Origin of the sequence: Mycobacterium sp., assembly GCF_049280035.1 — a bacterium.
Lineage (GTDB): Bacteria > Actinomycetota > Actinomycetes > Mycobacteriales > Mycobacteriaceae > Mycobacterium.
In genome coordinates this window covers 1-18,442 of sequence record NZ_JBAPPI010000053.1, presented here as the reverse complement: position 1 = coordinate 18,442, position 18,442 = coordinate 1, and the positions used below count along the sequence as shown (strand labels likewise).

The window sequence follows — 18,442 nt, the reverse complement described above, 5'->3', positions numbered from 1 at the left end:
GCACCGGCACCCGCGCCCGCGGCCGCAGCTCCGGGCTTCAGCCCGGACGCGCCGCCCACGCAGGATTTCATGTATCCCTCGATCAGCAACGGCTGCTTGGCCGACGGCGGTAACGTGCTCGCGGCCGCGCTGTCGGTGGCCGGGCCCGCGAAGATCCCTACGCCAGGCCCCAAAGCCGGGCAGACCGCTTACGTGTTCACCGCCATCGGCACACCGGGACCTGCCGACGTGCAGAAGCTGCCGTTGAACGTGACCTGGGTGAACTTGACGACCGGCAAGTCGGGCAGCGTAACGCTCAAGCCGCAACCGGACATCAACCCGGCAGGGCCGACCACGTTGACCGCCATCGCCGACACCGGTTCGGGCAGCGTCATGTCGACGATCTTCGGGCAGGTCACCACCAAGGACAAGCAGTGCCAGTTTCTGCCCACCATCGGCTCGACGGTGGTGCCGTAACCCCGGCTCTATCTGTCAGTAGGCCATGAACAGGATGGCGTCGCGGTCGTATTCCAGACCGGGATGAACGCTGGCAAGATGTGCCTGCGTGAGGTCGACCAATTCGTCTTCGTCTTTGCCGACGATGGCCTCGCCGCACGGACAGTTCAGGTGTGTCTTCACGTTGCCGCCTTTCCCTTTTGAGCTGCCTTGATCTGCTTCTTGTAGGACCGCACCTGCTCGAGCGAGCGGGCGTCGGCAATATCGGCGACCGACATGTGCGTGCCGGCCTTGCCGTAGTCGCCGGCAGCTGTCCGCCAACCCTTCGGGGTTACCGAGTACTGCTTGCCGAGCAGCGCCAGGAAGATTCGCGCCTTCTGCTCGCCGAATCCCGGTAGCTCCTTAAGTCGCCGCAGCAACTCCGGTCCGTCGGGGTCGCCGGCTGTCCACAACGCGGCGGCGTCGCCGTCGTAGTTGTCCACGACGATCTGCGCCACCGCCTGGATGCGCTTGGCCATTGAGCCTGGAAAACGGTGTACTGCAGGCCTTTCCGAGCACAGGGCGGCGAACTTGTCCGGGTCATAGTCCGCGATCACGGCTGCGTCGAAGCCGCCTATCCGGTCGGCAATCTTCTTCGGGCCGGCGAACGCGACCTCCAGTGGGATCTGCTGATCCAGGACCATCCCGACCAGCAAAGCGAACGGGTTGGCTGACAGCAGCGCATCCGCGGCTGGGTCTTGGGCAAGCTGCAGCTTCGGCACCGTCACAGTTTAAGACTGCGCTGACGGGATACGGTGGCGGTACACCATTGGATCGGTGAGGGGAGCTCGACATGGCCGGCACCTACGTGAGGACCTTGGCGGGATTCACCGGACTCTCCTGTATCGCCATCGGCGTCTACCACTTCGCGCTCGGGACGGCCTCGGTTCCCGGCGCGACCGACGCCAACGCCACGGTCGATTCGCGGGAGCGGTTCTACTCGGCCTTTTTCGCCGGGTATGGCTTCGCGTGGCTACGCGCCGCGCGCACATCCCCGATCCGGGCCGCCGATGTGCGTCTGCTGGCGGGCCTGATGCTGTTGGGCGCGGTCGGACGGTTGATTTCGCTGGTTCACAATGGCCGGCCGCACTGGTTCCAGGAAGTGCTCACAGCAATTGAATTCGTCGTTCCCGCCGTGTTTTTCGGGATTGCAGATGCCGACGAGAAAGCCGCGCTGCCTTCCGCCGGGTAGGCGACTAGCCGCTCTTGCGACGGAACTCTCGACGGTTCTCCACCGGCCCGTGCACGCGGGGCTGCTTGGCGCCGCCGTCCTTGTGATCCGATCCGGTCCCCGACTTCGCATTCTTGCGCTCGAGCGCTTCGCGGAATTTGCGTTTGGTGCCGTCCTCCGACGCAGGATCCGGCCCCGACTTGGATGCAGCCATGCCCGCAGCCTAGCGCGGCTTGCGCGCCCGCGGCAGTTCGGCGTGATTCACGATCACCGCACGCCCGGCGGCATGCCGTATACGTGTGCGATCGGCATGGTCAGCAAGACGCGACGGTCGGTGACCATCGCCTGGCGATAGTCGTCCCAGTCCGGGTGTTCTCCGGCGATGTTGCGGTACAACGTGATCAGCGCTTCGACGGTGTCGTCGTCGCGTGCGAGCGCCGGCGGTGTCAGCTCCGCGGTGCCCTCGGCAACGGCATAGGACCAGCCGTCGTCGGCGCTGACCAGTAGCGAAGCCCGCGGGTCACGGCGCAGATTGCGGGTCTTGGCGCGCGGTTCGGTGACCGACACCTGAACGGTGACGTTGCGGGCGTCGAAGTAGTAACTAACGTTGGACAGCTGTGGACGCCCGTCGCGCTTGACGGTGGCCAACACGCCAAGGGAGTTGTCGGCGATCACGGCCAGCAGCTTGTCGTCGAACACTTGGCGTCCCATGGCGAAAGCCTACTAGTCGTCGCCCGGCCGCTACCATCACGCTCATGACCCGTTACGCGGCGTTTCTGCGCGGCGTGAACGTCGGTGGCGTCAACCTCAAGATGGCCGACGTAGCGGACGCGTTGACCGAAGCCGGGTTCGCAGAAGTGCGCACGATTTTGGCGAGCGGCAACATCACCCTGCAGTCACGCGCTGGTGCGGATGCGGTGCGCACCAAGGCCGAGAGCGCGCTGCGGCAGCGGTTCGGCTACGACGCGTGGGTGCTGGTGTACCCCCTTGAGACGGTGCGAGACATCGTCGATGGCTACCCGTTCGATTCCGAGCGGGACGGCTACCAGTCCTATGTCACGTTCGTCAGCGATACCGGCGTGCTCGACGAACTCGCCGCGCTGGCCGACCAAGCCGGCGCCGACGAGAAGATCAGCCGCGGATCCGATTCCGCCGGCGTGATCTATTGGCAGGTGGCCAAGAACCACACGCTGGACAGCACCATCGGCAAAACGATGGGCAAGAAGCGATACAAATCCTCGACCACTACGCGCAACGTGCGCACGCTGGTCAAAGTTCTGCGCTGAGCTCAGTCGTCGGAGGCGGCCTCGAGGTAGCGCAGCGCCTCCGCCTTGCCGAGCCCCAGCCCGCGTGCGACGTCGAGGTAGCTGCGCGCCGCGGCCGCCATCGCGGAATCCGACGGGTCGGCGCGGGCGACGAATGTGCCGAAACGTCCGCGGGTTTCGACGACGCCAGCGGTCTCCAGCTCGCGGTAAGCGCGGGCCACGGTGTTGACCGCCAGGCCGAGCTGACCGGCCAGTTCACGGACCGTCGGCAGTCGAGTCCCCGGCGGCAACGTACCGTCTCGAATTGCGTCGATGATCTGGTGTCGGAGCTGGTCGAACAGCGGTCGACCCGCTCGCCCGTCAACCTGCAGCCACTCCCCCAGCTCCACCTGCTCAGTATCCCGCAGTCCGGCTATATTGATCGCCCGGCTCCTCCTCATCGCGCTGCGCGTCCCCCTCGCCGCTGCGCGGCTGGGGGTGCCCCCACTGCATCGTCGCCGGGCTATGTTGGTGGGGTGCGGATAACGGTCCTGTCCGGCGCCGGAATCTCGGCGGAGAGCGGCGTGCCGACGTTTCGCGACGACAAGACCGGACTGTGGGCTCGGTTCAACCCCTACGAGTTGTCCAGCACGCAAGGCTGGCTTAGCAACCCGGAACGGGTTTGGGGATGGTATTTGTGGCGGCACTACCTGGTGGCCACTGTCGAGCCCAACGCCGGGCATCGCGCCGTCGCGGCGTGGCAGGACCACGCCGAGGTCAGCGTCGTCACCCAGAACGTCGACGACCTACACGAGCGCGCCGGTAGCTCACCGGTGCATCACCTGCATGGCAGCTTGTTCGACTTCCGTTGCGCGACTTGCGGTTTGCCCTACACCGGTGAACTCCCCGAGATGCCGGAGCCGGCCCTGGAAGTTGAGCCGCCGACGTGCACCCGGTGCGGCGGTTTGATCCGGCCCGACATCGTGTGGTTCGGTGAGCCGCTGCCCGAGGAGCCGTGGCAGCACGCGGTGGAGGCGACAATCGCCGCCGACGTGCTGGTCGTGGTGGGCACCTCGGCCATCGTGTACCCGGCGGCGAGCCTGCCTGAGTTGGCGCTGGCGCGCGGCACGGTCGTCATCGAGGTCAACCCGGAGCCGACGCCGCTGTCCGACAGCGCCACCCTCACCGTGCGCGAGACGGCCAGCAAGGCGCTGCCGACGCTGCTGCAACGGCTGCCCGCGCTGCTGAACTAAGCCGGACGCCGCGCCCGGCCGAGCACGAACTCCGACACCGGCAGCGGCGCCCACGCCGGCAGCGTCTGTTCGATTCGGGCATTGTCCACTTCGAATCCCGCGGCGCGGATCGATTCTGCGGTGTGGCGGTGGGTGTGGCAGTTACCCGCCAGCTTCGGCCATATCGTCGCATCGACCAACCGCTGGAACCGGCCGCGGATTCCGCCACTGGCCACATGCTCCAGATAGCGCAGCTCGCCGCCCGGGCTCAACCACGAAAATAGTTGGCGCAGAACTGAATCGGGGTCATCCACCGAGCACAGGACCAGCGAGCACACCACCGCATCAAATGGCTCGGCGGCCGGGAAATCCTCCACCGCCGCATCGCCCACCACGACCGCAATGCGTGCGTCGGCGGCCGCATCGCGGGCCCGCACGGCCAGCCGATGCTCGGGCTCGATCGCCACCACCTGCGCGACGGAATCCGGGTAAAGCGGAAAGTTGGTCCCGATGCCCGCACCGACCTCCAGGACCCGGCCCGACAAGCCAGCGAGATTTTCCCGACGAAGCGCACGGATCTGCTCGGTCTCGTGGGCGGCGATGGTGGGCCAGATCCGGGCAAAGAACGGGTTGTCGACCCTTACCGGAGCCGATGACGTCACGCTTGCGAACCTTCTGTCCGTTTCTGCAAAGAGCCAACCGCCATCAGCCATTCCACCGTCTGCTGCGGGGTGGCGTCGGCGCCGGCGAGTCCCTCCACGATATGCCCGCAGAACACCGCACCGAGCACCCGGTCGGCGAACCCTTCTGCGTCGCCGAACGGCAGGTGCGGTTTGGCGATCAGCAGCGATGCCACTCCGTGCGCAGCACTCCACAGCTGCAGCGCGACAGTCGTGGCATCGCCGGGCGGGCAGATGCCCTGGTCCATCAGCGACCGCACGGTGGCACGCATGTGCTCGAACGCCGAGCTGGTCAAGGCGGCGTCGACGTCGCTGCCCGAACGCCACTCACCCATCGTCGCGATCCGGTAGAGCTCCGGGGTCTCGGTGGCGAACCGGACATACGCGAGCCCCTGCGCCCGCAGCACGTCGATGGTGCACGGCTGCCCCGCGGAGACCCGCTGCATTTCCTCATCCAGCTTCTCGAAGTAGCGTGCGCACACCGCGTCGAGCAGGGTGTCTTTGTCTTCGAAATGCAGATAGATCGACGGCGGCGTCACACCGACGCGGTGCGCCACCGAGCGAATCGACACCTCTTTGGCGTGCCCGGTTTCCAACAGGAGTTCGGTAGCGGCGGCCAGGATTTGGTCGTGGAGCAGATCGCCGGATCCACGTGGTGCACGACGACGACGAAGATTGTCGGTGGACGGGCTAGCCATTGTCGCTGACCGTTGCGGCGGCCCGACCGCCGATGGACACCGGCGAGTCGACGTCTTCGCGGCGATGCCGCCCGATCGAAGCCTCAGCGGTCGCCGGCAGGATCGCGCCGTCGGTCGCCTCACTGATCCCGAACCGGTCATGCATCCAGCCCAGTGGTTTGGGCGCCCACCAATTCCACTGGCCGAGCAGGTGCATGAACGCCGGCACCAGCACCGTCCGCACTAAGGTGGCGTCCGCCAGCACGGCAAGTGTCAGGCCGAGACCGAACATCCGCATAAACGACACCTGGGCGGCGATCAGCGCGGCGAATGTTATCGACATCACCAGGGCAGCGGCGGTGATCACCCGGCCGGTGCGGGCCAACCCGAGCGCCACACTCTCGTCAGTGGCGGCACGGGCTGCGGCCGGGGTCGGTGTCGCCGGCCGGCCCGCGCCGGACGCCAGCCAGTACTCGCGGATCCTCGAGACCAAAAACACCTCGTAGTCCATGGACAGCCCAAATGCGATGCAGAACAACAACACCGGGATGTTCGCCACTAAGGTCCCGCTGGGAGTTGTCCCTAGCGCGCCAAGATGGCCGTCCTGGAAGACCCACACCAACGCGCCGAATGCCGCCGTCAGCGACAGCACGTTGAGCACCAGCGCCTTCAGCGGCAGCACCACGCTGCCGGTCAGCAGGAACAGCAGCACGACGGTAATGACCGCGATCAGCCCCAGCACCAGCGGCAATCTCGTCATGATGCCCTCGACGCTGTCGCGGTTGATCTGTGCCATTCCGGCCACCTCGACGGATCGCCCGGCCGGCCCGGGCACGTCGTGCAATCGGTCGAGTTGGGTGTTAGAGGCCTGCGAGAACAGCGGCGCAGTGGTGGACACGGTGAGAAATGCGCTGCCGTCTGCCAACCCGGTGGCGGCGGCGGGTGGTCCGATCCGGTTGCCGGCCACGTACGTTCCGGTCGGGGCGGACACCGTCGACACGTCGGGTACCCGCGACAGATCCGCGGCGTAGCGACTGAGGTCGCCCGGACGCACCCCGCGGACGTCCGGGATGACAACAGGCACGGCCGTCGCCGAGTCATCGGTGAAATCGCGGCGCAGTTGGTCACCGACCGCATGCGCTGAGGCCGAACGCGGCAGCACCCGGTCGTCCGGCATGCCCCACTTCACCCCGAGGAATGGGACCCCGAGCAGCAGCAGCAGCCCGACCACAACCAGACCGATGGGCACGGCTCGGCGCATCACGAACTTGGTCGAGCGGTACCAGAACAGCTGCTCGACCGGTTTGCGCACCGGATCGGGGCGGCGCAGCGCCCGGCGCATCAGCCGTCGCACGTCCAAGGAGTCCAGCCGTGGCCCCAGCAGGACGATCGCGGCCGGTGTCACTACGATCGCGGCGAACGCGACGAATCCCACGGTGGCGATGCCGGCATAGGCGAACGACTTCAAGAAGTACATCGGGAACAGCACCATCACCGACATCGACAAGGAGACGGTCGCCGCGGCGAACAGCACCGAGCGACCGGCGGTGGCCATCGTCCGAATCAGCGCCTCATCTCGAGTGCTGCCGTCGGCCAGCTCGTCGCGGTAGCGGCTGATGATCAGCAGCGTGTAGTCGATCGCCAGCGCCAGGCCCAACGCGGTGGTCAGGTTCAGCGAGTACGCCGACACATCGGTGGTAAACGAAATCAGCCGCAGCACCGACATCGATCCGACGATTGCCAACCCGCCCAGCATCAACGGCAGCGCCGCCGCCAGCAACCCACCGAACACCCACACCAGCACCACGAAGCTCAACGGAATCGCCAGGGATTCCATCAGCAGCAGGTCGCGTTTGTTCTGCTGGTTGATCTGGTCGTAGGCCATCGCGACGCCGCCGGCGCGCACAGTCACGCCGTCCCGGTCGTGCAAAACTTGGGCAGCCAGCGTCTTGGCGTATTTCTGCGCGTTGTTTTCGCCACCCTTGAGGTTCGCAACGATTAGTCCCGACTTGCCGTCCTTGCTCACTAGATCCGCGGCGGCCTGCGGCGGCGAAGTCCACGCCGAGGACACGTTGAATACCGAGGTTGACCCTTTCAGCTGGTCGACGATGTCGGTGGCGGTCTGGCGGGCCTGGGGGCTGCGGGCACCAGCGGGTGCGGTCACCACAATCAACATCTGCTGATCGCTTTGCCCGAACTTGTCGGTCAACAACTGGAGGGCGTGGGCAGATTGCGACGTCGGGTCTTGGAAGCCGCCGACGGACAGATTTTTAGCGACCGGGATACCGAAGACCGCGGCGGCCACCATGACCAGACCTGCGATGAGAACTATGCGGCGCGGCGCGACGATGGCGAGGTGAGCGATTCGCTGCAGCATGCCTGTCCTTCCACCGGTGGGTACCCGCGCTAACTTATCAGCGATAACTTAGCCACACAACATCTAGCGCGCCCCTCTTACGCCTTATCGATAGATACGTACCCGGCATCCGGGATGGTTCACCGTGACGCCGATTAACCAGGACATTCCTCGGAGGCTATCGGCTGGTAATTCGATCCATGACCAATATCCGGTAGCCCGGACAGGCCGTCCACCGCCTCCGTAATGCTACCCGGCGGTAATATTGCCAACGTTTTCCGAATCGTGACTCAAAGATTCCTTAGAGCCGTCTCATACGCTGATCTACATGTGGATCGACGACTCGAGTGCCGACGTGATCAAAGCTGATTTCGAGGCTCTCTACCATGGCGACGTGCTGGTAGAGGGCGAGTGCTCGGAGCAGCTCGACGACTGGCACCCGCTCCCAACCGCCAGCTGAACTGCGCGGCGCGCGCCCGTCGATTTGGGCGCGGTGACGAGGCACCGCTGAGCCTCAAAGGCACCTTTGCCGTTGTCTCATTGTTTCGGCCCCCGCGATGCGGGGGTTTTTTTCGCCCGACTCTCCCCCGCAAGCGGGAGGTACCCCCACCTCAGCCGCTTCGCGACTGCATCGTCGTCGGCGGGCCTTTTTCTGCCCGGTTACCGCTGTCCTACCGCGGCGCCATCCGAATCGCGCCATCCAGCCGGATAACCTCGCCGTTGAGCATTGGGTTCTCGACGATGTGCACCGCCAGCGCGCCGTACTCGTCGGGCTTACCCAGCCGGCTGGGGTGCGGCACCTGCTGACCAAGCGACTCCCTGGCCTTCTCGGGCAGCCCGGCCAGCAGCGGGGTGTCAAACAAGCCGGGCGCGATCGTCATCACCCGGATGCCCTTGCTGGCCAGGTCGCGCGCGATCGGCAGCGTCATGCTAACCACGCCGCCTTTAGACGCCGAGTAGGCGGCCTGACCGATCTGGCCGTCGAAGGCTGCCACCGAGGCGGTGTTGATGATGACGCCGCGCTCTTCGCCGATGAGGTCGGTCTTGGCGATCCGCTCTGCTCCGAGCCGCAATACGTTGAAGGTGCCGATCAGGTTGATCTCGACGACGATGCGGAAGAGATCCAGCGGGAAGACGCCGTCCTTACCCAGCACCCGGATGGCGTTACCGGTGCCCGCGCAGTTCACCACGATGCGCAGCGGGCCAAGCGACTCGGCGATATCCAGCGCTGAGGTCACCGCCTTCTCGTCGGTGACGTTGGCGGGTGCGAAGCGGGCACGATCGCCAAGCTCGCGGACGACCTCCTCACCTTTGAGATCGAGCACGACCACCTGCGCGCCGGCGTCCAGCAGGCGCTTGGTGGTGGCCAGGCCCAGGCCGGAGGCCCCACCGGTGACGAGTGCTACCGCATCCCTGATCTCCACGCAATGTTCCTTTCGGTTCGGTCGGGCCGCTCCCCCACAGGAGCCGACCTACTGGTTGGTCGGGACTATACCCATTCGCTGAGGACGGCTTCGGTGTCGGCTCCGGGCTGCCCGGGCGGGCGCGGCTCACCGGGAACCGTGCGCGAGAACCGGGGCGCCGGCAGCGGCTGCAGTCCCCCGCCGGTCCGGTAGAAGGTATTCCGCTGGGTGACATGCGGTTCGGTCTCCACCTCACCGAACGCCAACACCGGCGTCACGCAAGCGTCGGAATCGGCGAACACCTTCGCCCAATGGTCGCGGTCGCGACTGGCGAACACCTCGGTGAACCGGGCCCGCAGCTCGGGCCAGCGGGTCCGGTCGTTTTGCGCCGGCAGCTCGGCGACGTCCAGGCCAAGCCCGGCCAGCATCGCCGCGTAGAACTGCGGCTCGATGGCACCCACCGCGACATAGCGACCATCCGAGCACTCGTAGGTGTCGTAGTAGGGCGCGCCGCCGTCGAGCATGTTGGTGCCCCGGTCGTCGGTCCACATGTCCATGGCGCGCATCGCCCACATCATTTGCACCAGCACGGAGGACCCGTCGATCATCGCCGCGTCGATGACCTGGCCCTTGCCCGAGTTCTGCCGCTCCCACAGCGCCGCCAGGATGCCGACCAACAGGAACATCGACCCGCCGCCGAAGTCGCCGACCAGGTTCAGCGGCGGCACCGGCCGCTCATTGACCCGGCCGATCGAGTGCAGCACGCCGTTGAGTGAGATGTAGTTGATGTCGTGACCGGCCTGCTGGCTGCGGGGGCCGGTTTGCCCCCAGCCGGTCATCCGGGCGTAGACGAGCCGTTCGTTGAGCTTGGCGCAGTCCTCCGGGCCCAGACCCAGGCGCTCGGTGACGCCCGGGCGGTAACCCTCGATCAGCACGTCGGCCTTGGCGACGAGTTTGAGGACAAGCTCGCGGCCCTGCTCGGACTTGAGGTCGGCGACGACGAAGCGGCGGTTGCGCAGCATGGGGTCTGCGCCGCTTGCTCCGGGCCGGTCTACTCGCACAACGTCGGCGCCGAGGTCGCCGAGGATCATCGCGGCGTGCGGGCCTGGCCCGATTCCGGCAAGCTCGATGACTCGCAGCCCTGTCAGTGGTCCCGCCATCTCTCCCGACCTTCCTGTCGACAGACCAAATCACGTGGCGATCGCAAGCGCGGCGAAGCCGGGCGCAGCGGGTCGCCACCAAATCACACGTTCGCATCTTCGCAGCCGCCGTCAACGGCCCTTCAGCCCGGTGTCCGGAGGTGGCTTAAAGTCGAGCCCATGACCGCCATCGATTCCGGAATCGACATCCTCGCGCCCGTCGCCGGGCTTGCCGTCACCCTTGCCGACGGGGTGCTTTCGGTGACGATCGATCGTCCGGAGAGCCTGAATTCCCTGACGTTGCCAGTGCTGACCGGCATCGCGGATGCGATGGAGCAGGCGGCCACCGATCCCCGGGTGAAAGTGGTGCGGTTGGGCGGCGCCGGCCGCGGCTTCAGCTCGGGAGCGGGGATGAGCGCCGACGACATCACAGCCGGCGGCCCGGGGACGGGGCTCATCTTGGCCGTCAACCGCGCGGTCCGGGCCATCGTGGCGCTGCCGCGGCCGGTTGTAGCCGTCGTTCAAGGGCCGGCCGCCGGCGTTGGGGTATCCCTGGCCATGGCCTGCGACCTGGTATTGGCCTCGGACACAGCGTTTTTCATGCTCGCCTTCACAAAAATCGGCCTGATGCCCGACGGCGGTGCTTCGGCGCTGGTTGCCGCGGCGATCGGTCGAACACGTGCGATGCGAATGGCGTTGCTGGCCGAGCGGCTGTCCGCCGCCGACGCCTTGGCCGGCGGCCTGATCAGCGCCGTCTACCCGGCCGACGACTTCGAGGCCGAGGTGAACAAGGTGGTGTCCGGATTGCTGTCCGGCCCCGCGGTGGCGTTCGCCAAGACCAAGGATGCCATCAACGCGGCGACACTTCCGCAGTTGGAGGCTGCGCTTCAGCGCGAACTGGAGGGCCAGCAAGTCCTGCTGAAATCACCCGACTTCCGCGAGGGCGCAAGGGCTTTCCAAGAGCGTCGGACACCGAACTTCACCGACAGCTGATTTGCGGATTCACAGGCCGAACAGCGGGGGCAGCGCAAGCAGCACGACCAGGCTCCACACGAAGTGGGTCAAGATCGGTGCCAGCACACCGCCGGTGGCCCGGCGCTCGCAGGCGCACACAGTGCCCAGAAAGATGGCGGCGAACCCCAGCATCAGATTGCCGCTGGCCAGCGTGGCGGCCACGTACACGGCGGTCGAGATGAGTACCGGATGGTGCCGGCCCAGAGCGGTGTAGAGCGCGCCGCGGTAGAACAATTCCTCGGCGATCCCGCCCAGCAGCGCGACGGTCATGGTCAGCCGCCACGATCCCTGGTCGGTGTAGTGCAGCACGCGGGTGATCAACTCAGAGACAGCGGGGATCTCCCTGGCGATCAGCCCGCCGACCACGAAGACGCCGCCGAGCAGCAGACCCATCACGGTGCCGGAGATCACCGGCCGCTGGTTGCGGCCTCGCCAGCGGACGCCGCCCAGATGCAGCGGGCCGGAGGCGAGCGCCCCGAGCGCCCACACCGCGACCAGCACCAGCGACCACCAGTAGAACCTCGGCTCGCCGGGATGCTGGCGCAGCGCAAACCCCAACGCCGCCGCGCCGAGTAGCAGCACGATCACCACAACAACCCGGCGGCGTCGCACGATTGACGGCGGTTCGTTGTGCGGCACAGCGACATTGACTATCCCGCGACGGATATCGGCCAGAGCGCTGGACTGACTGCTCATGCGAAGCGCACCTTTGGTGTCAGAGTGATCAGCATGTCGAGGCCGGTTCGCAGCGCACCGGCGATGGGCCCTGGGACGGCATCCACCAACGCGAGACCGGGCCGCGCGATCGACGGGGTCACCATTACTGCGAGCCGCCGCAGCCGCAGCGCATCGCCGCCGGCCCACGCCGGATCGCTGTCCGCGAGGTGGTGTGGATCGGCCAGCGCGTTGACCGGAAAGGGCCGGCCACCCGATAACGCTCGGGTGATCGCTTCCTGGACAGGAATCAGCCCGCCGGGTGGGTCGGGAACCAGATCACGCAGGCCGGAGCCGGCGGCCTGCATCGGGTGATCCAGCGACTCCACCAGATCGGCGGCCAACCCGTCGGGCACCGGCAGCGCCACCGCCGTGACCCATGACGCCACCGCAGTGTTCACCCCGGGCGCCGGCAGGCTGGTGTGCCAGTTGCCGGAAACCCGCGCATAGGTTTTCAGCAGCGCATGGTAAGACGTCCGATCCGGACCGGAGATGTCGTAGGCGCCCGCCGGGACTTGTCCGCTATCGGCGGCGGCGACCAGGTAATACAGCACGTCCCGGATAGAAATCGGGTCGATCGGGTTGTCCATCCACCCTGGAATCGGGATGACCGGGAACCGGTCACCGACGTAGCGCAACATTTCGAACGACGTCGAGCCGGCACCGAAGATCAATGCCGCGCCGACCCACACCACTTCCGGGCCGCCGTCGACCGTCAGCGCCTGGGCCACCTCCGCCCGGCTGGTGAGATGTTCGGACAGCGCCCCGTCATCGGGATCCTCGGGGACGAACCCGCCCAGGTAGACGATGCGACGCACGTCGGCGGATTTGGCCGCAGCGGCGACGTTGCCAGCCGCGGCCCGGTCGGCATCGCGGAAGCCGGGTTGACCGATCGTGTGGACCAGGTAGTAGACCACGTCGAGCGGGCCGACAGCTGCGAACGCCGCCCGGACCGAGTCGGGATCGGAGGCGTCCAGAGCGACCGGGCGGACGTCGTCAAACCAGCCCATTCGGGTTAGTCGCGCCGGGTCGCGGGTGGCGGTCAGCACCTGATGGCCGGCTCCGAGTAGCGCCGTCACCAGCCGCGATCCCACGTAACCGGTCGCGCCCGTCACCAGAATCCGCACCCACTCAAACTAGACGGAATGTGTGCGCATTAAACCGGCAATCGGCTTTCCCATCAACAGAAGTTAGACAGACGTCGAATTAGCAATAATTGCAGGGAAATTGAACCAACCCATGAGGAAACCCGTTCCTCCAATGTGGGAAACCTAACGCCTGGCGCGCATCCGGTGATACCTGACGTCAAACTGACCGACCTTATGAGGGGAGCGTCGTCGGTCGCGTCGGTGGCGGTCGAGTTCCCGTCGCACCGGCACAGCCAAGACGAAGTAATAACGGCCTTGGCCGACTTCGCCGGTCCAGAGTTTCGACGGTTCGCCGCCACCAGCGGGGTTGCGACACGCCACCTTGCGCTGCCGCTATCGCGATACCGCCAGCTCAGCGGCTTCACCGAAGCGAACAATGCCTACCTCGACATCGCGCTCGAGCTGGGTGAACGGTCGATGAAGTCGGCAATGGAGACCGCCGAAATCGAGCCCTCGGAGATCGATGTCGTGTTTTCCACGACCGTCACCGGGCTCACCGTTCCCTCACTGGAAGCGCGGCTGATGAGTCGCCTGGGTCTTCGACCCGATGTCAAGCGTGTCCCGCTCTTCGGCCTGGGTTGCGTCGCTGGTGCCGCCGGAACGGCTCGCGTGCACGACTACCTCCGCGCTTTCCCCAATCACGTCGCGGCGCTACTCGCGGTCGAACTGTGCTCGTTAACCGTTCAGCGCGAAGACCGTTCGATCGCGAACCTGGTCGCCTCCAGCCTGTTCGGTGATGGTGCTGCAGCCCTCATCGCGACCGGAGCCGACCGGCCACCAGTCGGACCGAAATTGCTTGCCACCCGCAGCCGTACCTACCCGGACACCGAAGAGGTGCTGGGCTGGAACATCGGCACCGACGGGTTCCAGATCGTCCTGTCCGCCGAGATCGCCGCCATCGTCGAGAGATACATGGGTGAAGACATCCGCAACTTCCTCGGCGACTATGGGCTGACCACCGACGACATCTCGACATGGGTCTTGCACGCGGCCGGCCCAAAGGTGATCGACGCGGTGGAAAACGTGCTCGACCTGCCGGCCGACGCGTTCGATCTCACCCGAAAGTCTCTGCGCAACAATGGAAACCTGTCGTCTGTTTCCGTGCTGGATATCCTCCAGGACACCATGACCGACCCACCACCACCGGGCTCCATCGGACTAATGATCGCCATGGGCCCGGGCTTCTCCGCCGAGCTCGTGCTGCTCGGCTGGTAGGCCATGTACTACCTGCTGATCCTGGTTGTCGGCATTGAACGCCTGATCGAACTGTTGGTAGCCAAACGCAACGCGCAATGGGCTTTTAGCCACGGCGGCAAGGAATTTGGTCATCGGCACTACCCGGTAATGGTCACCATCCACACGGCGCTGCTACTAGGCTGCGTGATCGAAGTGTGGGCACTGCACCGGCCCTTCATCGGGTGGCTGGGTTTGCCGATGCTTGCCGTGGTAGCAGCCAGCCAAGCGCTGCGCTGGTGGTGTGTGGCGACGCTGGGCCGACGCTGGAACACCTTGGTCATCGTGCTGCCGGAAGCCCCGTTGGTACGACGTGGCCCGTACAGGTTCTTTCATCACCCCAACTATGTGGCCGTGGTGGCCGAGGGCCTGGCGCTGCCCCTGGTGCATACCGCGTGGTTGACCGCGATGGGTTTTACGCTGGCCAACGCGCTGCTGCTGACGGTACGGATCAGGGTTGAGAACTCGGCGCTGGGCTACCATGACGAGCCGCGTCGTGACGATGCAGAGCGCAGCGATGCTGAGGAGCGGCGCCGGTGACGTACGATGCCGACTTGCTTATCGCCGGCGGCGGCCCGGCCGGTCTTGCTTCGGCGATAAATGCTCGCCAACAAGGGCTTTCGGTGATCGTGGCAGAACCGCGAGACACTCCGATCGACAAGGCCTGCGGCGAGGGCCTAATGCCCGGCGGCTTGGCCGAACTGGCGTCGCTGGGCGTCGACCCTGCCGGGATGCCGTTGCGGGGTATCGCGTATCTGAATGAGCATCGCCGAGCCGAAGCACCTTTCCGCGACGGCCCTGGGCGCGGTGTGCGACGTACCACCTTGCATGCTGCGCTGGCGTCACGCGCCAAAGAACAAGACACCGAATGGATCTCGACGCGCATCACCAGCGTGGACCAGGATGTCCACGGCGTCACGGCAGCCGGGATCCGCGCGAAATGGCTGATTGCCGCAGACGGACTGCATTCATCGGTTCGCCGCGCCGTCGGAATCAACGCCGTGGCCGGAACACCTCGACGGTACGGGGTGCGCTGGCACTACCAAGTGCCGGCGTGGTCGGAGTTCGTCGAAGTGCACTGGTCACGATGGGGTGAAGCGTATGTGACACCGGTCGAGCCCGACCTTGTCGGCGTGGCGATCCTGTCGCGCGAGCGCCCGGAGCTTGCCTGGTTCCCGCGGCTGGCGCACCAACTGCAAGGCGCCAGCCGCGGGCGGGCACGCGGCTGCGGACCCATGCGACAGGTGGTGTCCCGTCGCGTCGCGGGACGGGTGCTGTTAGTGGGCGATGCCGCCGGTTACGAGGATGCCCTGACCGGTGAGGGCGTCAGCCTGGCCGTCAAGCTGGCCGCCGCGGCGGTCAGCGCCATCGCCGACGACATGCCCTCGTCATACGAATCGGCCTGGCATCGAATCACCCGCGACTACCGGCTGCTCACCCGCGGGCTGGTACTCACAACTGTGTCTCCCGCGGCGCGGCGCGCCATCGTGCCCGCATGCACACTGCTACCCGGCGTATTCAAGCAGGCAGTGCACATATTGGCGCGCTGAATAGCGGCGTCTCCGGCTGCCGTCTGTTCCAACCGCGGCGCCATGGAGTTTATCCAATACACTGTTGGTTAGCTCCAATTAATTGGATTGAATCAACCAAGCTGTCCAACGGTGACCCACCAGATGGATACGATTACAAAACACGCCCCTTCGGCCCGGCGCGCAGGAGTAAAGCCAATATGACACCGTTTGCGTCCGTCGCGTCGGTGGCGGTCGAATTTCCGCCCCACCAGGTCGGCCAGCAGGAGGCACTGTCGGGCCTGACCGGTTTCGGCGGGCCGGAATTTGAGCGGTTCGGCGCCAGCGCCGGCGTAGAGAAGCGCCGCATCGCATTGCCGTTGTCGCAATACGGCAAGTTGAGCGGCTTCACCGAAGCCAACGACATATTTATCGAGACCGCCTTAGAACTGGGTGAGCGCGCGCTGCTCTCGGCATTCGACGCCGCCAAGGTCAAGCCGTCCGAGGTCGATATCGTCTTCTCGACGACGGTCACCGGTCTGGCGGTGCCGACATTGGAGGCCCGGCTGGCGACCCGCGTCGGATTGCGACCCGACGTCAAGCGGGTTCCGTTGTTCGGGCTTGGCTGTGTCGCCGGGGCCGCCGGGGTGGCTCGCATGCATGACTACTTGCTCGCGTTCCCCGATCAGGTATCGGTACTGCTGGCCGTCGAACTTTGTTCGCTGACGCTGCAGCGCGACGACTACTCCATCGCCAATCTGGTAGCGGCAAGCCTGTTCGGTGACGCCGCCGGCGCCGTCGTCGCGAAGGGGTCTGCCCGCACACCGACGGGGCCCCGGGTGCTGGCCACCCGCAGCCGGCTCTATCCCGACACCGAAGAGGTCATGGGCTGGAATATCGGCAGTAGCGGGTTCCAGATCAAGTTGTCCACCGAGGTCGCGAACGTCGCCGAGAAGTACTTGGGCGAAGATGTCCGCAACTTCCTCAACGACCACGGCCTGACTCCCGCTGACATCTCGACGTGGGTCTGCCACCCGGGCGGGCCGAAGGTGATCGAAGCCGTCGAGCACACCCTGGACCTTCCCGCCGATGCCCTCGACCACACCCGAAACTCGTTGCGCGACAACGGGAACCTCTCGTCGGTGTCAGTGCTGGATGTACTTCGCGCCAACATGGCCGATCCGCCGCCGCCGGGCTCGTTCGGGCTGATGATGGCGATGGGGCCGGCGTTCTGCTCGGAACTCGTGCTGCTCGGCTGGTAGGTCGTGTACTACCTGCTGATCCTGGCGATCGGCATCGAGCGGCTGGTAGAACTGATCGTCTCCAAACGCAACGCACGATGGGCTTTTGCCCACGGCGGCGAGGAATTCGGCCGTGGCCACTATCCGGTGATTGTGGCGGTCCACACTGCGCTACTGCTCGGCTGCGTCGGCGAGGTCTGGGCATTGCACCGACCGTTCATCGCGTGGCTCGGCTGGCCGATGCTCGCGCTGGTGGCACTCAGTCAGGCGCTGCGCTGGTGGTGCGTGGCCACACTTGGCCATCGGTGGAACACGCTGGTGATCGTGATGCCGCAGGCGCCGTTGGTACGGCGGGGCCCGTACCGGTGGCTGCATCACCCGAACTATGTCGCCGTCGTCGTCGAAGGTGTGGCGCTGCCGCTGGTGCACACGGCCTGGCTGACCGCGGTCTGCTTCACGCTGGCCAACGCATTGCTGCTCACGGTGCGGATCAGGGTGGAAAACGCGGCGCTGGGTTATACATGACGCGCGCCGCCGACGATGCAGAGCGCAGCGATGCTGAGGAGCGGCGCCCATGACGTACGACGCGGACCTGCTGGTCGTTGGCGGCGGCCCCGGCGGCCTTTCCACCGCGTTACACGCTCGCAGGCAGGGGCTTTCGGTGATCGTTGCCGAGCCGCGGGTAACCCCGATCGACAAGGCCTGTGGTGAGGGGCTGATGCCCGGCGGTCTGGCCGAGCTGACGTCGCTCGGGATCGACCCGCCCGGCCTGCCGTTCCGGGGCATCGCTTACCTGAGCGAGCACCGTCGCGCCGAAGCACGCTTTCGCGCCTGCCCGGGTCGGGGAGTGCGGCGCACCACGCTGCATGCCGCGTTGGCCGCGCGTGCGAAAGAACAAGACACCGAGTGGATTTCGACGCGCATCACCCAGGTCGACCAGGATGCGGCGGGTGTCACGGCGGCCGGAGTGCGGGCGAAATGGTTGGTGGCGGCCGATGGACTGCACTCGTCGGTGCGCCGCGCCGTCGGAATCAACGCGGTGGCGGGAAATCCGCGCCGCTACGGCGTGCGCTGGCACTTTGCTGTACCGGCATGGTCGGAGTTCGTCGAAGTGCACTGGTCGCCCTGGGGTGAGGCGTACGTGACGCCGGTGGAGCCGGATCTGGTCGGCGTGGCGATTCTGTCGCGGCACCGGCCCGACCTTGCCT

Annotated in this window: 23 protein-coding genes and 1 pseudogene; 12 read left to right on the top strand and 12 right to left on the bottom strand. The window is 66.2% G+C overall.

The annotated features are described in order from the left end of the window. A pseudogene (locus WAN71_RS01865) lies at window positions 1-456 on the top strand (hypothetical protein); the annotation flags it as partial. Between the two features lie 15 nt (window positions 457-471). Here the strand turns inward: WAN71_RS01865 and WAN71_RS01860 are convergent. Further along, a complete protein-coding gene (locus WAN71_RS01860; protein WP_422223701.1) occupies window positions 472-618 on the bottom strand; it encodes a DUF1059 domain-containing protein in 147 nt (48 codons plus the stop codon). After that, a complete protein-coding gene (locus tag WAN71_RS01855; RefSeq protein ID WP_422223700.1) occupies window positions 615-1,196 on the bottom strand; it encodes an HhH-GPD-type base excision DNA repair protein in 582 nt (193 codons plus the stop codon). The genes WAN71_RS01860 and WAN71_RS01855 overlap by 4 nt, the downstream gene beginning before the upstream one ends. A 71-nt stretch (window positions 1,197-1,267) precedes the next feature. Here WAN71_RS01855 and WAN71_RS01850 point away from each other — a divergent pair, with 71 nt between their 5' ends. After that, window positions 1,268-1,666 carry a DUF4345 domain-containing protein gene (locus WAN71_RS01850; RefSeq protein WP_422223699.1) on the top strand — a complete coding sequence of 133 codons (399 nt, stop codon included), beginning with the start codon at window positions 1,268-1,270 and terminating at the stop codon, window positions 1,664-1,666. Between the two features lie 4 nt (window positions 1,667-1,670). Here the strand turns inward: WAN71_RS01850 and WAN71_RS01845 are convergent, their stop codons facing one another. Next, entirely contained in the window at window positions 1,671-1,859 is a 189-nt protein-coding gene (locus WAN71_RS01845; RefSeq protein WP_422223698.1) for a DUF5302 domain-containing protein, read from the bottom strand. Between the two features lie 53 nt (window positions 1,860-1,912). Then, the gene (locus tag WAN71_RS01840; RefSeq protein WP_422223697.1) at window positions 1,913-2,356 is read right to left on the bottom strand and encodes a PPOX class F420-dependent oxidoreductase; all 444 of its coding nucleotides are present in this window, start codon (window positions 2,354-2,356) and stop codon (window positions 1,913-1,915) included. A gap of 44 nt (window positions 2,357-2,400) precedes the next feature. Between WAN71_RS01840 and WAN71_RS01835 the strand changes: the two genes are divergently transcribed. After that, a complete protein-coding gene (locus tag WAN71_RS01835) occupies window positions 2,401-2,931 on the top strand; it encodes a DUF1697 domain-containing protein (protein ID WP_422223696.1) in 531 nt (176 codons plus the stop codon). A 2-nt stretch (window positions 2,932-2,933) separates the two neighbouring features. Here WAN71_RS01835 and WAN71_RS01830 read toward each other — a convergent pair whose 3' ends face one another. Further along, window positions 2,934-3,299 (bottom strand): GntR family transcriptional regulator, encoded by a 366-nt coding sequence (locus WAN71_RS01830; protein ID WP_422223695.1) that lies wholly within the window; start codon window positions 3,297-3,299, stop codon window positions 2,934-2,936. A 126-nt stretch (window positions 3,300-3,425) separates the two neighbouring features. On the opposite strand from WAN71_RS01830, the gene WAN71_RS01825 reads away from it, so the two are divergent. Then, a complete protein-coding gene (locus WAN71_RS01825; RefSeq protein ID WP_422223694.1) occupies window positions 3,426-4,142 on the top strand; it encodes an NAD-dependent deacylase in 717 nt (238 codons plus the stop codon). Here the strand turns inward: WAN71_RS01825 and WAN71_RS01820 are convergent. Genes WAN71_RS01820 through WAN71_RS01810 form a run of 3 tightly spaced genes read right to left on the bottom strand, consistent with a single transcriptional unit; the run spans window position 4,139 to window position 7,855 of the window. Then, window positions 4,139-4,783, bottom strand: a complete 645-nt coding sequence (locus tag WAN71_RS01820; RefSeq protein ID WP_422223693.1) for a class I SAM-dependent methyltransferase — start codon at window positions 4,781-4,783, stop codon at window positions 4,139-4,141. The genes WAN71_RS01825 and WAN71_RS01820 overlap by 4 nt on opposite strands. Beyond that, a complete protein-coding gene (locus WAN71_RS01815; protein WP_422223692.1) occupies window positions 4,780-5,499 on the bottom strand; it encodes a TetR/AcrR family transcriptional regulator in 720 nt (239 codons plus the stop codon). The genes WAN71_RS01820 and WAN71_RS01815 overlap by 4 nt, the downstream gene beginning before the upstream one ends. Then, window positions 5,492-7,855 (bottom strand): MMPL family transporter, encoded by a 2,364-nt coding sequence (locus WAN71_RS01810; RefSeq protein ID WP_422223691.1) that lies wholly within the window; start codon window positions 7,853-7,855, stop codon window positions 5,492-5,494. Before WAN71_RS01810 ends, WAN71_RS01815 begins: the two co-directional genes overlap by 8 nt. A 307-nt stretch (window positions 7,856-8,162) precedes the next feature. Here WAN71_RS01810 and WAN71_RS01805 point away from each other — a divergent pair, with 307 nt between their 5' ends. After that, the gene (locus WAN71_RS01805; RefSeq protein WP_422223690.1) at window positions 8,163-8,294 is read left to right on the top strand and encodes a hypothetical protein; all 132 of its coding nucleotides are present in this window, start codon (window positions 8,163-8,165) and stop codon (window positions 8,292-8,294) included. A gap of 211 nt (window positions 8,295-8,505) precedes the next feature. Here the strand turns inward: WAN71_RS01805 and WAN71_RS01800 are convergent, their stop codons facing one another. Next, window positions 8,506-9,258 (bottom strand): 3-hydroxyacyl-CoA dehydrogenase, encoded by a 753-nt coding sequence (locus tag WAN71_RS01800; protein WP_422223689.1) that lies wholly within the window; start codon window positions 9,256-9,258, stop codon window positions 8,506-8,508. Window positions 9,259-9,323: 65 nt separating this feature from the next. Continuing rightward, entirely contained in the window at window positions 9,324-10,397 is a 1,074-nt protein-coding gene (locus tag WAN71_RS01795) for a CaiB/BaiF CoA transferase family protein (protein WP_422223688.1), read from the bottom strand. 159 nt (window positions 10,398-10,556) lie between these two features. Between WAN71_RS01795 and WAN71_RS01790 the strand changes: the two genes are divergently transcribed. Continuing rightward, a complete protein-coding gene (locus WAN71_RS01790; protein WP_422223687.1) occupies window positions 10,557-11,369 on the top strand; it encodes an enoyl-CoA hydratase in 813 nt (270 codons plus the stop codon). Window positions 11,370-11,378: 9 nt separating this feature from the next. Here the strand turns inward: WAN71_RS01790 and WAN71_RS01785 are convergent, their stop codons facing one another. Together WAN71_RS01785 and WAN71_RS01780 are read right to left on the bottom strand one after the other, a co-directional pair. Then, window positions 11,379-12,086 carry a CPBP family intramembrane glutamic endopeptidase gene (locus tag WAN71_RS01785; RefSeq protein ID WP_422223686.1) on the bottom strand — a complete coding sequence of 236 codons (708 nt, stop codon included), beginning with the start codon at window positions 12,084-12,086 and terminating at the stop codon, window positions 11,379-11,381. Further along, the gene (locus WAN71_RS01780) at window positions 12,083-13,231 is read right to left on the bottom strand and encodes an NAD(P)H-binding protein (RefSeq protein WP_422223685.1); all 1,149 of its coding nucleotides are present in this window, start codon (window positions 13,229-13,231) and stop codon (window positions 12,083-12,085) included. Before WAN71_RS01780 ends, WAN71_RS01785 begins: the two co-directional genes overlap by 4 nt. Before the next feature lie 195 nt (window positions 13,232-13,426). Here WAN71_RS01780 and WAN71_RS01775 point away from each other — a divergent pair, with 195 nt between their 5' ends. From WAN71_RS01775 to WAN71_RS01750, 6 genes are all read left to right on the top strand, one after another. Then, a complete protein-coding gene (locus WAN71_RS01775) occupies window positions 13,427-14,467 on the top strand; it encodes a type III polyketide synthase (protein ID WP_422223684.1) in 1,041 nt (346 codons plus the stop codon). A 3-nt stretch (window positions 14,468-14,470) separates the two neighbouring features. Further along, window positions 14,471-15,025 (top strand): isoprenylcysteine carboxyl methyltransferase family protein, encoded by a 555-nt coding sequence (locus WAN71_RS01770; RefSeq protein ID WP_422223683.1) that lies wholly within the window; start codon window positions 14,471-14,473, stop codon window positions 15,023-15,025. Further along, window positions 15,022-16,035, top strand: coding sequence for an NAD(P)/FAD-dependent oxidoreductase (locus WAN71_RS01765; protein ID WP_422223682.1), 1,014 nt, complete (start codon window positions 15,022-15,024; stop codon window positions 16,033-16,035). Before WAN71_RS01770 ends, WAN71_RS01765 begins: the two co-directional genes overlap by 4 nt. Window positions 16,036-16,214: 179 nt before the next feature. Next, on the top strand, window positions 16,215-17,255 hold the full coding sequence (locus WAN71_RS01760; protein ID WP_422223681.1) for a type III polyketide synthase: 1,041 nt from the start codon (window positions 16,215-16,217) through the stop codon (window positions 17,253-17,255). Between the two features lie 3 nt (window positions 17,256-17,258). Further along, window positions 17,259-17,759: an isoprenylcysteine carboxyl methyltransferase family protein gene (locus WAN71_RS01755; RefSeq protein WP_422223680.1), complete on the top strand. Its 501-nt coding sequence runs from the start codon at window positions 17,259-17,261 to the stop codon at window positions 17,757-17,759. A gap of 49 nt (window positions 17,760-17,808) precedes the next feature. Beyond that, window positions 17,809-18,442 (top strand): NAD(P)/FAD-dependent oxidoreductase (locus WAN71_RS01750; RefSeq protein ID WP_422223679.1); only part of this gene is annotated, 634 nt, incomplete at its 3' end.